This is a genomic window from Hydrogenibacillus sp. N12 (genome assembly GCF_019645935.1).
GTDB classification, from domain to species: Bacteria; Bacillota; Bacilli; order Thermicanales; family DSM-22653; genus Hydrogenibacillus; species Hydrogenibacillus schlegelii.
In genome coordinates this window covers 1,302,235-1,314,740 of record NZ_CP080953.1, presented here as the reverse complement: position 1 = coordinate 1,314,740, position 12,506 = coordinate 1,302,235, and the positions used below count along the sequence as shown (strand labels likewise).

General features: G+C 67.3%; 13 protein-coding genes and 1 riboswitch. Of the genes, 10 read left to right on the top strand and 3 right to left on the bottom strand.

What is annotated here, in order from left to right:
• Positions 1 to 110: 110 nt before the first annotated feature.
• Complete coding sequence (locus tag K2M58_RS06140) at positions 111 to 251, top strand: YqzM family protein (RefSeq protein WP_220678714.1); 141 nt, start codon at positions 111 to 113, stop codon at positions 249 to 251.
• A gap of 137 nt (positions 252 to 388) precedes the next feature.
• On the opposite strand, the gene K2M58_RS06135 is transcribed toward K2M58_RS06140, so the two are convergent.
• Positions 389 to 895 carry an inorganic diphosphatase gene (locus K2M58_RS06135; protein WP_220678713.1) on the bottom strand — a complete coding sequence of 169 codons (507 nt, stop codon included), beginning with the start codon at positions 893 to 895 and terminating at the stop codon, positions 389 to 391.
• Between the two features lie 117 nt (positions 896 to 1,012).
• Here K2M58_RS06135 and K2M58_RS06130 point away from each other — a divergent pair, with 117 nt between their 5' ends.
• Positions 1,013 to 1,843, top strand: coding sequence for a LysM peptidoglycan-binding domain-containing protein (locus K2M58_RS06130; RefSeq protein WP_220678712.1), 831 nt, complete (start codon positions 1,013 to 1,015; stop codon positions 1,841 to 1,843).
• 108 nt (positions 1,844 to 1,951) lie between these two features.
• Complete coding sequence (locus K2M58_RS06125) at positions 1,952 to 2,440, top strand: hypothetical protein (protein WP_220678711.1); 489 nt, start codon at positions 1,952 to 1,954, stop codon at positions 2,438 to 2,440.
• A 30-nt stretch (positions 2,441 to 2,470) separates the two neighbouring features.
• On the opposite strand, the gene K2M58_RS06120 is transcribed toward K2M58_RS06125, so the two are convergent.
• Complete coding sequence (locus K2M58_RS06120) at positions 2,471 to 3,601, bottom strand: polysaccharide deacetylase family protein (RefSeq protein WP_220678710.1); 1,131 nt, start codon at positions 3,599 to 3,601, stop codon at positions 2,471 to 2,473.
• Between the two features lie 113 nt (positions 3,602 to 3,714).
• On the opposite strand from K2M58_RS06120, the gene K2M58_RS06115 reads away from it, so the two are divergent.
• The 5 genes from K2M58_RS06115 to K2M58_RS06095 all read left to right on the top strand — a co-directional run bounded on the left by K2M58_RS06115 (position 3,715) and on the right by K2M58_RS06095 (position 9,127).
• A complete protein-coding gene (locus K2M58_RS06115) occupies positions 3,715 to 4,029 on the top strand; it encodes a hypothetical protein (protein ID WP_220678709.1) in 315 nt (104 codons plus the stop codon).
• Between the two features lie 139 nt (positions 4,030 to 4,168).
• Positions 4,169 to 5,260 carry a sporulation integral membrane protein YtvI gene (gene ytvI / locus K2M58_RS06110; RefSeq protein ID WP_220678708.1) on the top strand — a complete coding sequence of 364 codons (1,092 nt, stop codon included), beginning with the start codon at positions 4,169 to 4,171 and terminating at the stop codon, positions 5,258 to 5,260.
• Between the two features lie 118 nt (positions 5,261 to 5,378).
• Positions 5,379 to 6,542, top strand: coding sequence for an iron-containing alcohol dehydrogenase (locus K2M58_RS06105; protein WP_220678707.1), 1,164 nt, complete (start codon positions 5,379 to 5,381; stop codon positions 6,540 to 6,542).
• Between the two features lie 288 nt (positions 6,543 to 6,830).
• Positions 6,831 to 7,769, top strand: a complete 939-nt coding sequence (locus K2M58_RS06100) for an AAA family ATPase (protein WP_252393557.1) — start codon at positions 6,831 to 6,833, stop codon at positions 7,767 to 7,769.
• A 62-nt stretch (positions 7,770 to 7,831) separates the two neighbouring features.
• Entirely contained in the window at positions 7,832 to 9,127 is a 1,296-nt protein-coding gene (locus K2M58_RS06095) for a methionine gamma-lyase family protein (protein WP_252393556.1), read from the top strand.
• A gap of 137 nt (positions 9,128 to 9,264) precedes the next feature.
• On the opposite strand, the gene lexA is transcribed toward K2M58_RS06095, so the two are convergent.
• Positions 9,265 to 9,906 carry a transcriptional repressor LexA gene (lexA, locus tag K2M58_RS06090; RefSeq protein ID WP_220678706.1) on the bottom strand — a complete coding sequence of 214 codons (642 nt, stop codon included), beginning with the start codon at positions 9,904 to 9,906 and terminating at the stop codon, positions 9,265 to 9,267.
• 182 nt (positions 9,907 to 10,088) lie between these two features.
• Between lexA and pdaA the strand changes: the two genes are divergently transcribed.
• Both pdaA and K2M58_RS06080 read left to right on the top strand, forming a co-directional pair.
• A complete protein-coding gene (gene pdaA, locus K2M58_RS06085) occupies positions 10,089 to 11,006 on the top strand; it encodes a delta-lactam-biosynthetic de-N-acetylase (RefSeq protein ID WP_220678705.1) in 918 nt (305 codons plus the stop codon).
• Between the two features lie 96 nt (positions 11,007 to 11,102).
• Positions 11,103 to 11,218, top strand: a riboswitch (SAM riboswitch).
• Positions 11,219 to 11,353: 135 nt separating this feature from the next.
• Positions 11,354 to 12,457 carry a methionine ABC transporter ATP-binding protein gene (locus K2M58_RS06080; RefSeq protein ID WP_220678704.1) on the top strand — a complete coding sequence of 368 codons (1,104 nt, stop codon included), beginning with the start codon at positions 11,354 to 11,356 and terminating at the stop codon, positions 12,455 to 12,457.
• Positions 12,458 to 12,506 lie beyond the last annotated feature (49 nt).

The window sequence follows — 12,506 nt, the reverse complement described above, 5'->3', positions numbered from 1 at the left end:
GGCGCCGCAAAGCGGCCGTCCCGCCCGTCGCCGCCAGATCGGCCCAGGCCGACGTGGTTTCGCTTCCGATTTTTTGGTATAATGGCCCTGCCGAAGGGAGGGAACGGCCGATGAGGGAAAACGCGGGCAAAGCGCCCCGGGTGCGGGAGGAAAACGACCTGTACGACGCGATCGTCGGCTTTCTGGTGGCGTTCGGCTTCTTCTTCGGCCTTGGCCTTCTGGCGATGATCCTGAAGATCGTCCTCGGCTGACGCCGCGCGACGAACCGGGGGGTGACGGAACGGGGATCGGCCCGGCGCCGGACGAAGGGCCGAACCTGTGCCGACGAAAAAAGCGGTTCCCCGGGGAACCGCTTTTTTCGTCGCGCCGGATGCCGCGTGAAGGCCGCTCAGATGCCGACCTTCGCCTGCTCCCGGTAGCGGGCGACGGCTGCTTCGAGGAGGCGTTCCGCCTCGTCCGGGCCGATCCAGCCCTGAATTTCCGTCTTTTTGTTTTCCAGGTCTTTGTACACCTGGAAGAAGTGGGCGATCTCCTTTCGCTTGTGGGCCGGGAGATCGTCGATCGTGCGGATTTCGGCAAAGCGCGGATCGACCGCCGGGACGGCGATCAGCTTTTCGTCCTGGCCCTTGTCATCCCGCATGAGCAGGGCACCGACGACCCGGGCCGGGATGATACAGCCGGAAAACGTCGGGTACGTCGTGAGGACAAGGGCGTCCAGCGGATCTCCGTCTTCCGCCAGCGTCCCTTCGATAAACCCGTAGTCCGCCGGATAGAACATCGGCGAATAGAGGACGCGGTCGAGAACGAAGCGGCCTTTTTCTTTGTCGTACTCGTACTTGTTCGCGCTTCCGGTCGGGATTTCGACTAAGACGTCGACGATGCGGCCTTCGCTCATCGGGTGGGCCTCCTTGCGTGCAGAATGGGCGCCGTTCTGTAAGACGGATCCATTATACCAGAAAACGCCGGAGCAAAAAAGCGCCCGCCGAAGCGCCGGCGAGGAGAGGATGAGGCGATGCGCGACTGGCGGGAGATCAAGCGATCCCTCGAGCAGGGCGACGCGGCCGCCGATGCGCCCGGGGCACCGCAGGAAAGGGCGCCGGAGAACGGAGGGCAGGAAGCCGGCCGGATGGAGATCGGCGCGGGCGAGACTCGGCCGCCTCTTCCGCTCAGGACGCGGCCGAAAAAGCCGTCGCTCTTTTCATGGAGAACGTTCCCGCGGGATCGGACCCGGCCTGCGACGTCGGGGAGGCGGACGGAAGAGACGACGGGCCGCCGGCGGTGGCTGGATCGGCCGTCGCTCCTTCGCATCGTCGGGGCCAGCTTCGTCCTCGCCGTCGGTCTCATCCTCGCCACCGTCGGGCGTCCGTGGCTCCCGGGGGCGCTCCGGGAGACTCCGGAGGGTGCCCTTCCGGACCGCGGCGCTTTGCCGGACCGAAAGGGTGCGGCCGGCGCCCTCTCGCCGCCGCCGGCGGCCACGGCGCCTTCCCCCTCTCCGGTGTCCGAAGCGCCTTCGCCGCCGGCGGCCGGCCCCGCCGCCCCGCCGGATCGTTCGGAGGCCGCCGCAATCGGCGCGACCGCCGGCGCCGGCGGCAGAACCGATGAACCGCCGCGCGGACCGGACGGGAAGGATCGGACCGACCGGGCGCCGGCCGGCCGCCGGTACGTCGTCCGGCCGGGGGATACGCTCTACCGCATCGCGATGCGGACGTACGGGACGAAAGCGGCGATCGCCTGGATCCGGGAGGCGAACGGCCTCAAGGACAACACGATCATCGCCGGCCAGACGCTCCTTCTGCCGGACGCTCCCCCGATGGAGGAGCGTCCGAAAGCCGAATCGCCGTAGGGCCGAAGGCGGCGCCGGATCGAGCCGCCCCCACGTCGATCGGGTCGGGACGAACCCGGCGCGTCTAAGGCGGCCGGCGTCCGAATAGGTTCCCTCCGGGGGAGTCGGATGCGAGACCGATCGGACGCCCGGGCCGCCCTCGGGGCGGCGGCGCATCTCGGGCTTGCCTTTCTCTTCGTGCCGGTTGCCGAGGGGGAACTCTACCGGGCGGCGGCGGTCGCCGGCGGGTCGTTGGCCGACTGGGTGAGCTGGAGCCTCTATCGCCCGCTCGGGCTTCTCCTCGTGTTCGGCATCGGCGCCTACGCCGGATATGCGGTCGGCCGGGGGCTTTCGCTCGGCGGTGCGCTCCTTCTGGCCGGAGGGGTTCGGCGACGGTGGGCGACCGGCGCCGGCCGGGGAGGGCCGAAGGGGGCGGGGGGGTTCCTCGTTCTCCTCGCGGCCGGGACGGCGCTCTGGCTCTGGCTGGCCTATCGTCCCTTGGCGCCGGCGGCGGTCTGGGGCGCCGTCGCCGTCGGCGGCCTGAGCGGCCTTCGTTTCGAAAAGCGCCTCGGCCCGCCGCTCCGCACGTCCGGCGGCCGCCTTCGCCGCCGCCCGTAGCCGGGCGGCCGAAGCGAGCGGACCCCGGCGTCAGGGCCGGGGGCCGCTCGGCGCCGGGAAGCGGTAACCGGCGCCGCTCAATCGTTCGAGGATGGGCGCCATCGCTTCGGCGGTCGTTTTTTTGTCGTGAAAGAGGATGACGGCGCCGGAAAAGGCATGGTCGACCACCGTCCGGACGATGTCGTCCGGACGGCTGAATTCCCAGTCTCGAGAGCCGAGGGACCAGTTCATCATCTGCATGCCTTCCCGGGCGAGGATCTTCCGGATCGCTTCGGCTTTCGCCCGATCCTTCGTCGGCATGACGCCGTACGGCGGCCGGAAGTAGGCGGGCCGCACGCCGGCGGTTTTTTCGATCCAGTCGTTCAGGCCGATGACCTCCCGTTCGATCTCGGCCGGGGTAAGGGAGGCCAGGTTTTTGTGGGACCAGGTGTGGTTGCCGAGGAGGTGCCCTCGCCGGACGATCTCCCGCACGAGCGCGGGGTGCGTTTCGGCGTAAATGCCGTTTAAAAACCAGATCGCCCGGACGTGGTAGCGATCGAAAAGGCCGAGCAGCGCCTCGGTGCTCTCGCCCCGCGGCGCGTCGTCGACGGTGATGAGGACGACGCGCTCCGCCGGCGCTCGAGGGGCTTGGACTTCCGAGGAGGCGCCGGAGCGGGCGCCGTCCGCTTTCAGCGTGAACGACTTCGGGTCGACGAAGTAAGCTTCGCCGGCCTCGCCCCCGGAAGGCGGGCCGGGCTCGGCCACCGGCGCCGGCGGGGAAGCCGGGAGGATCGCCCCCGGAGCGTCGGCGCCGGCGCCGCCGAGTGGGTGGATGACGGTTTCGTGCGGTGAAGGATCCGGCGCACCGGCAGGATCGTCCGGCATCCCGGGACGATCGGCCGGGACTTCCGCGACCGGCGGCGCCGGGACTTCTCCCCCGGCGTCGGCCGGCCTGTTTTCCCTCGCCGGTGCGCGGTCCAACGCTTCATAAGGGGAGGGGGCGGCCGGCCCGACGGCGGACCGGGCGCAGCCAGCGGCGAGGAGGAGCAGGAGGGCGATGAGGGCGGCACCCCCCGAGCGGCGAAAAAGCGGGCGGAAGGTCGATGGAGCGGGGTGCCGGAAGGGGAGGGGGCGGATGTTCGGCCGGCCGATGCCGGACCCGGAGCGGTCGGGGCGGCGCATGGGAGGCCTCCTCGCTTCCGTTTCTTTCATTATACATTTTGTCAGCGAAGGGGACTACATACGGCCCTTTTCCCCGGTACACACTACGGGTGCGCCGGGAAGGAGGGAGCAACATGGCGGAACGAGGCTGGGGCGCGTTTTTGCTCGGTGCCGGGCTGGGGCTCGTCGCCGGGGCGCTTTCGCAGCAGTTCGGCCAGGTGGCGGGGGGCGCCGTTCAGCAGGGCCGTCAGATGCTTGCCCGGGCCAGCCGGGCCTTAGGCACCGGCGCCAACGAGCTCGCAGAGATCGCCGAGGAGATGGCGGCCCGGGCGACGCCGACGCTCCGGGAAAAGGCCGGGGCGAAGGCCGCCGGATCGACATCCGCGGCGGACGCCCTCCGGCCGGATGCGGCCGCCGACGCCGGTCTGGGGAACCTCCTGGACCGGTAACCGCCGGGGGCCTTAGGAATCCAACCGGCAGCGCGGGACGAAGCCTTCGGGCCTCGAAGGCTTCGTCTTTTCTTCGGCCCGCTTCCCTTTTGCTCCGCCTCGTTTCGTGGTATGCTAAAAACCGGCAGGTGAACCCGGCGTGTTCGAATATTACCGGAAATATGCCCGAACGATCTTCGACATCGCCGTGATCGTCTTCACGGGGTATGTCCTGATGCTCCTGGCGAGCCTGATCTTCCGGGTGGCGAAGCCGATCGTCTACGGGCTTTTCCTCTACGTCCTCATCCACCCGTTCGTCGAAGCGCTCGCCCGCCGCCGGGTGCACCGAGCGGTGGCGACGACGATTGTGATGCTCGGATTTTTGCTCATCTTGTTCGGCCTCGTGACCCTCGGCGCGGTCATCCTCGTCAACGAGCTCAATTCATTGGCGCAAAATTTACCTGAATATATGCGTTACTTGCAACGGCAATTTGAACAGCAGACAGCCCACCTGCAGGCTCGACTCGATCGGGTCCCGCCGGAAGCGATCGAGGAGGTGCAGCGGTATCTCACGCAGGCGGTCGACACGATCAACGCCTGGCTTAAAGACGGCGTCCTCATGCTCTTCAACCTGGTGAAGGGCGTGCCGTTCCGCGTCACCCAGTGGGTGATCAACTGGGGGCTTGCCGTGATCATTGCCTTTTTTTTCAGCTTGGAGTATGATCGCTTTCGCGAAGCGTTCCACACCCGGGCGCCGGGGACGCTCCGGCGGGCCGTTCGCTTCCTGCAGGAAAACGTCCTCTCCGGCCTCGGCCGCTACGTGAAGGCGCAGCTTAAGATCGTCTCCATCACGGCGATGATCATCTTTGCCGGCATGATCCTCCTTAGGATGCCGAACGCCTTTTTCGTCGCCCTCCTTTCCGGCATCGCGGATTTCGTGCCGATCCTCGGCATTTCGTCCCTTTTTCTGCCGTGGATCGGCTACCATCTCATCGTCGGCGATTTTCGCACGGCGCTTTGGGTGACGGTTCTCTATGCCGTCGTCGTGGTCGTGCGGCAGATCGTCGAGCCGAGGATCGTCGGCGAGTCCCTCGGGGTGTCGCCCTTCACCATGCTGGCGGCGATCATCGTTTCGATGTCGCTCTTCGGCGCCGTCGGCATCTTCGTTGCACCGGTCGTCGTCATTCTGATCAAGGCCTTGATTGAGCAGGGGTACTTCGCCCGGTGGATCCGCTGGCCGGAAGATCGATGACGGCCTGCGGAGCGATCCGGAACTTCGGATCGGGAAGCCCAAAAGGGACCGGAGAAGGAGAGCGGGTTCGGCGAGAACATCCGAGACCGAAGTCGCATGAAAAAAGGAGGGTAGATCCATGCAATCATTTCAGTTTTATAATCCGACGCGCCTCATCTTCGGCCGGGGGGCGGTGGAGCGGCTGCCGGAGTTCCTCGGCGGCATCCGGCGGGTGCTTTTCCTCTACGGCGGTGGAAGCATCAAACGAAACGGCGCCTACGAGGACGTCACCTGGGTGCTGAAGCAGGCCGGCGTCGAATGGGTTGAGGTCTCCGGCGTCGAACCGAACCCCCGCGTCGGCACCGTCCGCCGGGCGGCGGCGATCGCCCGGGAAGCGAGGGTCGAGGCGGTCGTCGCCGTCGGCGGCGGGAGCGTCCTCGACGCGGCCAAAGGCGTGGCGGTCGCCGCGGTGGGCGAGGCGGACATCTGGGACGTCGTCCTCGGCCGGGCGACGCCGGAGGCGGCGCTTCCCGTCTATGCGGTGCTGACCCTCGCCGCGACCGGCTCTGAGATGAACAAAAACTCGGTGCTCACGAACGAGGCGACGAAGGAAAAGTACGGCTGGTCGTCGGAGCTCGTCTATCCCCGGGCGTCGTTCCTCGATCCGGCGTACACCCTCACGGTGCCGAAAGACCAGACGGTCTACGGCATCGTCGATATGATGTCCCACATCTTCGAGCAGTATTTCCACACCGTGGAGAACACGCCGGTGACGGACCGGCTGGCGGAAGGGCTCCTCCAGGCGATCGTCGAGGCGGCGCCGAAGCTCGTCGAGCGGCTCGACGACCTCGCGCTCAGGGAGACGATCCTCCTCGCCGGGACGGTAGCGCTCAACGGGACGCTGTCGATGGGCGTCCAGGGCGACTGGGCGACGCACAACATCGAGCACGCCGTCTCAGCCCTCTTCGATATCCCCCACGCCGCGGGGCTGGCGATCCTGTTCCCGCACTGGATGCGGCACGTCTACCGGGTGCGGCCGGAACGGTGGGCGAATCTCGCGACGCGGGTGTTTGGCATCGATCCGGCCGGGAAGTCCGTCGACGATCTCGCCCTGGCGGCGATCGAGCGGCTGGAGGCGTTCTGGCAAGGCCTCGGGGCGCCGACCCGGCTTCGGGAGTTCGGCATCACGGAGGCGGACGTCGAGGCGATCGTGGAAAAATCCCTCGCCCGGCGGGGGCCGTTCGGCCATTTCATGACGCTCGATGCCGACGACGTGCGGGCGATCGTCCGGGCGGCACTTTAAGGCCGGAGCCGGAACGCCCCCCTCGAGGGGACGGGCGGTGGCCGCTTCGGCGTCCGCCGGCCTCTCGGTCGCGGGCCGCTCGGCGGGATCGGCCGGCGAACGGATTTCCGCTCCGGGGTGCGCCGGCCGGTCGCGTTCCCGGACGACTGCCCCCTGCCGCCGATCGGCGAACGGCCCGAAGGACGGGGATGCGCCTGGGCGATGAAGCGCCGGCGGGGGCAATTCGGCGGAGTGTCACCGACTCTGGGCACGGCGCATACGGTATAAACGCCCAGAAGGAGGGAGAGCATGCCGCGCTATCAGATGTCGGTCGTCATCGATCACCCCCGACGGACGGCTCCGGCGGGGATCGCCGACGACCTTCGCCGGTTTGCCTCCGATCCGGAGCTCAAGGTGGCCGACCGGGAGGCGCTCCGGGAGGCGATCGGGGCGCTGGAACGCCTCGTCGGCCTGGACGACGTCAAAAAACTGATCTACACGCTCATCGCCCAGCGCCTCGTCAACGAACGTCGCCGGGCCTACGGGCTCAAGACCGAGCGCCAGACGGTCCATATGATCTTCCGCGGCAACCCCGGCACGGGGAAAACGACCGTCGCCCGGCTGCTCGGCCGGATTTTCCGGGAGCTCGGGGTCTTAAGCCGCGGGCATCTGATTGAAGTCGAGCGGGCCGATCTCGTCGGCGAGTACATCGGCCATACGGCCCAGAAGACGCGGGAACTCATCCGCCGGGCCGTCGGCGGGATTTTGTTCATCGACGAGGCGTACTCCCTCATCCGGGGCGGGGAAAAAGATTTCGGCCGCGAAGCGATCGACACCCTCGTCAAAGGGATGGAAGACCACCGGGACGACCTCATCGTCATCCTCGCCGGCTACGACCGGGAAATGCTCGCCTTCCTTCAGGCCAATCCCGGCCTCCCGTCCCGGTTCCCGCTTCAGATCGTCTTCCCGGACTACCGGATGGAAGAGCTGTTAAAGATCGCCGAGGCGATGTGCGCCGAGCGGGAGTATCGCATGGACGCCGGCGCCCGGCGCAGGCTTGAAGAGCGGATCGCCCGAGCGATGCTCAGGCGGGATGTGCCCTTTGCCAACGCCCGCTTCGTCCGAAACGCCGTCGAGCGGGCGATCCGGCGGCACGCCGTCCGGACGGTGCGCCAGGGGACGACGTCTCGGGAGGCCCTCATGACGCTGACGGCGGACGACTTCGCCGACGACGGGGACGGCCTGTAGGTGGGGACGGCCGGACGGACGAAAAAGCTCGATGAGCTCCATCGGGGAAAGGACGGACGCCGTTGACCGACATTTGGACGCGAAGCGATCGAACCGACGATGAAGATCGCCGGAGGCGGGCGGAGGCGATCGTCGCCGAGGCAGAGGCGGGGCTTCGGCCCGCCTTTTCGGCGATCGAGGCGGTGGAACTGGAAAACGTCCGTCGGGTGCTCGACGCCTTCCGGCGGCATCGGGTGGGCGAAGGGCATTTTGCCGGCTCGACCGGCTACGGCTATCACGACCTCGGCCGGGAGACGCTGGAGGCGGTCTTTGCCGACGTCTTCGGCGGCGAGGCGGCGATCGTCCGGCCGCATCTTCTCTCCGGGACGCACGCCATCGCCGCCAGTCTCTTTGGCCTCCTTCTTCCCGGTGAAAACCTCGTCATCGCCACCGGGGAGCCCTACGACACGCTCCGGCCGGTGATCGGTCCGGAGGGGCGCGGCCAGGGAAACCTCCTCGACTACGGGATCGACGTCCGGATCGTGCCCCTTCACCCGGACGGCGGCATCAACCTCGACAAGATGCGGGCGGCGATCGACGAGCGAACAGCGGTCGTGTTTTTTCAGCGTTCACGAGGGTATCAGGAGCGACGCTCGTTTTTTGTCGCCGAGCTCGCCGAGGCGATCCGGGCGGCCAAAATGAAAAACGCCGCCGTCACCGCCGTCGTCGACAACTGTTACGGCGAGTTCGTCGAACCGATCGAACCGCTTCACGCCGGCGCCGACGTCCTTGCCGGCTCTCTCATCAAAAACCCCGGCGGCGGTCTCGTCCGGGTCGGCGGATACATCGTCGGCCGCCGGGCGGCGATCGAGCGGATCGCCGCCCGGCTCGTCGCCCCGGGGATCGGGCTCGCCGTCGGGGCGGCGCCGGGGGGCTGGCTCGAATTTTATCAGGGGCTCTTTCTCGCCCCGCACGTCGTCGCCGAGGCGCTCAAGGGGGCGCATCTGACCGCGGCGGTCATGCAGGCGGTCGGCTTTCCGGTCGATCCGCCGCCCGGAGCTCCCCGCACGGACCTCATTCAGTCCATCTCCTTCGGCGACCGGGAGACGCTCCTCCGCTTTGCGGAGGCGGTTCAAGCCCACTCGCCGGTCGAGTCATACGTCCGGCCGACGCCGGGGGCGATGCCCGGATACCGGGACCCGGTCGTCATGGCCGCCGGGACGTTCGTCCAGGGAGCATCGATCGAGCTTTCGGCCGACGCGCCGCTTCGGCCCCCGTACCGCGGTTACCTGCAGGGCGGACTCATGTACGCCCACGTGAAGCTCGCCCTGATCGGCATCCTCGTCCGTCTGGCGGAAGCGAGGCGGATCGCCCTGTAGAGCGTTCGGAAAGGCGCCGATGCCGCTCGCCGGGGCAAGACCGGCCCACGCGCCGGGCCGGCGATTCGAGCGATCAGGCCGACGATCGGTCGGACGGGACGGCGTTCAGGCGAAGCCGGCCCCGGCGGTGCGGTCCTCTACCGGTCGTAAAAGCGGATGAGACCGACGACGCGGCCGAGCACGGTCGCCGTCGCCAGCTCCATCGGCGGGTAGTTCGGATTTTCCGCCGCCAGCCGGACGACGCCTCGGGCCGGATCGGGATAAAAGCGCTTCACCGTCGCCTCCCCGTCTTCGGTCATCGCCACGACGATGTCGCCGGGGTTGGCATGGGGAGTCTTTTCGACGATGACGAGGTCGCCGTCGTGGATGCCGGCAAGGATCATGCTGTCCCCTTCGACCCGAAGGAGGAAAGCGTCATCCGGCGTCCGGGCGGCGGGGAAGGGGAGGTAGCCCTCGATGTTTTCCACGGCGGTGATCGGCCGTCCGGCGGTCACCTTGCCGACGAGAGGGAGGTAGCGGACGTCGCCATGGGCCTCCCGTCCCTCGGGCCCGAGAAGCCGCATCCCTTCGGCGCTCAGCCGAAGGGCCCGGGGCCGCTCCGGATCTTTTTCCAGCATGCCCTTTTGCACCAGGCGATTGAGTTCAAAGTGGACGGACGACGTCGACGACAGCCCGACGGCTTTCCCGATCTCCCGCACCGACGGCGGGTAACCGCGCTCCCGGAGCGAACGGGCGATCGCCCGAAGGATCGCCCACTGGCGGTCGGAGAGGTCGGACATCGGGAACGCCCCTTTCGCGGAGATTTTTCCATCGGTTGCCCCCATTGTAACAGACCTTGCCCGACAAAAACAGATGTTTTCGTCAGGCGGCGAGATCGGGCCGTCGATAGCGGCGCCCCTCACCGGCCATACTACAAAAGAACCAACCCCGGCCGCCGTCCGGGGAGCGGGGAGGGGCGGACATGCGATTTTTGGGCCTTCGGGTCGTTCTTGCGCTCGGGGTTTTTACGGCTTCGGCGTTCGGGTCGGCCGCCTGGGCGGCGCGGGCGGCGCTCGGCGTCGCATCGGATGATGGTTCCGCCGGATCGGTCGACCGGCCCGCGTCGGAGGCGAACCTGCCCGGCGGGGTGGAGACGAGGGCGTACCACTGGGGCTTTCAAAAAAGCCGCGACGGCCGGCCGCCGTCGATCGCCCGGGAAGGGTTTCAGGCGCTGATCGAGCGGTACGGCGCGCTTTTTTACGATGAAAAGGGAGGCAAGGTGCTGTATCTTACGTTTGACAACGGTTATGAAAACGGTCAGACGGCTCGCATTCTCGACGTGCTTAAGGAAAAGAACGTGCCGGCGACGTTTTTCGTCACCGGCCACTACCTCCGGTCGGCGCCGGAGCTCGTTCGCCGGATGGTCGCCGAAGGGCACATCGTCGGCAACCATTCGTGGAGCCACCCGGACATGTCCGCCCTGAGCCCGGCCGAGATGCGCCGGGAGATCGAGCGGGTGAACGCCGCCATCGCGGAGCTCACCCCGCAGCGGACGACCGTCTTTTTCCGGCCGCCCCGGGGGGTGTTTTCCGAACGGCTGCTTCGTACGGTACAGGAGATGGGGATGGAGACGATCTTCTGGTCCGTCGCTTACAAAGATTGGGAACGGGACGTCGTCCGGGGGGCGGATTACGCCTACCGGCAGGTGATGGGCCAGCTTCACCCCGGCGCGGTCATCCTTCTGCACAGCGTCTCCAAGGACAACGCCGACGCCCTCGGCCGGATCATCGACGACGCCCGGGCGCAGGGGTACGACTTTCGCAGCCTCGAGGACTGGCGGCTTCGGGAGCGGAGCCTCCTCACGCCGGAAGGGGCGTCGACCGGCGATGACGATACCTGAAATTTTTGCGCTTGACAATCGACCCCGACCGCTCTACAATCGCTCCAGTGAGTTTTCCGTTCGGTTTCTCCGGACAATCGCATCGATCTGGATAAGCCCTTATCCAGAGCGGCGGAGGGACTGGCCCGATGAAGCCCGGCAACCGGCACGTCCGTGCCAAGGTGCCAATTCCAGCGGTAAGGCCTGAGCGGTGACTTACCGGCAGATAAGGGAGGCGACTCCTTTCCGTGCCGGCCGCCGGCCGGGCGGAAAGGATTTTTTTATGCGCAAAACCGGGGTTCGGTGAAGAAGGACTCCGTGAGGAAGGTTTCGGCCGGAAAGGTTTCGCTTAGGAAGGAGGAGGCGGCATGCTCGCCGCGACCGCCCCCGTGGAGATCCCGCCCGATGATGAGGCGATCATTCGGCTCGAAAATGTACAAAAAGTATACGAAGGCCGCGGCGCGCCCGTCGAAGCGCTGAAAAACATTAACCTCACCATCCGCCGCGGCGAGATCTTCGGCGTCATCGGCGAAAGCGGCGCCGGGAAGAGCACCCTCATCCGGCTGATCAACTTTTTGGAGCGGCCGACCGGCGGCCGGGTGTGGGTCGACGGCGTCGATCTGGCGACCCTTTCCTCGGAGGCGCTCCGGAAAAAACGGATGAAAATCGGCATGATCTTCCAGCATTTCAACCTGCTCTGGTCCCGCACGGTCTTTGAAAACGTCCGCTTTCCCCTCGAGATCGCCGGTTGGCCGAAGGACCGGGCCCAGGATCGGGTGGAAGCGCTTCTCGACCTCGTCGGCCTCCGGCACCGGCGGGACGCCTATCCGGCGCAGCTTTCCGGCGGGGAAAAACAGCGAGTCGGCATCGCCCGGGCCCTCGCCAACGAGCCCGACATCCTCCTGTCCGACGAGGCGACGAGCGCCCTCGACCCAAAGACGACGGACGACATCCTCGACTTGATCCTTTCGATCAACCGCCGCTTCGGCATCACTGTCGTCCTCATCACCCACGAGATGCACGTCATCGAAAAAATTTGCGATCGGGTCGCCGTCCTCGACCGGGGCGTGATCCAGGAGGTCGGGCCGGTCCCGGACGTCTTCAGCCGGCCGAAGTCAGCCGTCGCCCGACGTTTCATCGCCGAGGTCTTTGACACCCCCTCCGACGGCAAAGGCGCCTCCGGACAGGCGGAAGGGGACGGGCGGCGCACCGAGGCGCTCCGGCTCGTCTTCGTCGGCGCGGTCGCCGAAGCGCCGATCATCCACCGGCTCATCCGGAGCCACGACGTCGAGGTGAACATCCTCCGGGGGGAGATCAAGCGCCTGAAAGACGTCCCCTTCGGCACCCTGACCGTCCGCCTCACCGGAACGCCGGCGGAACTGATGGCGGCGCGGGCCTTTCTCACCGAAGCTGGCGTCATCGTCGAGGCGGTCACACCGGCGTCGGAGGAGGTGACGGGCGGTGCACTTTGAAAACGTCGTCGCGCACCCCGAGATCGTCGTCCAGGCGACGATCGAGTCG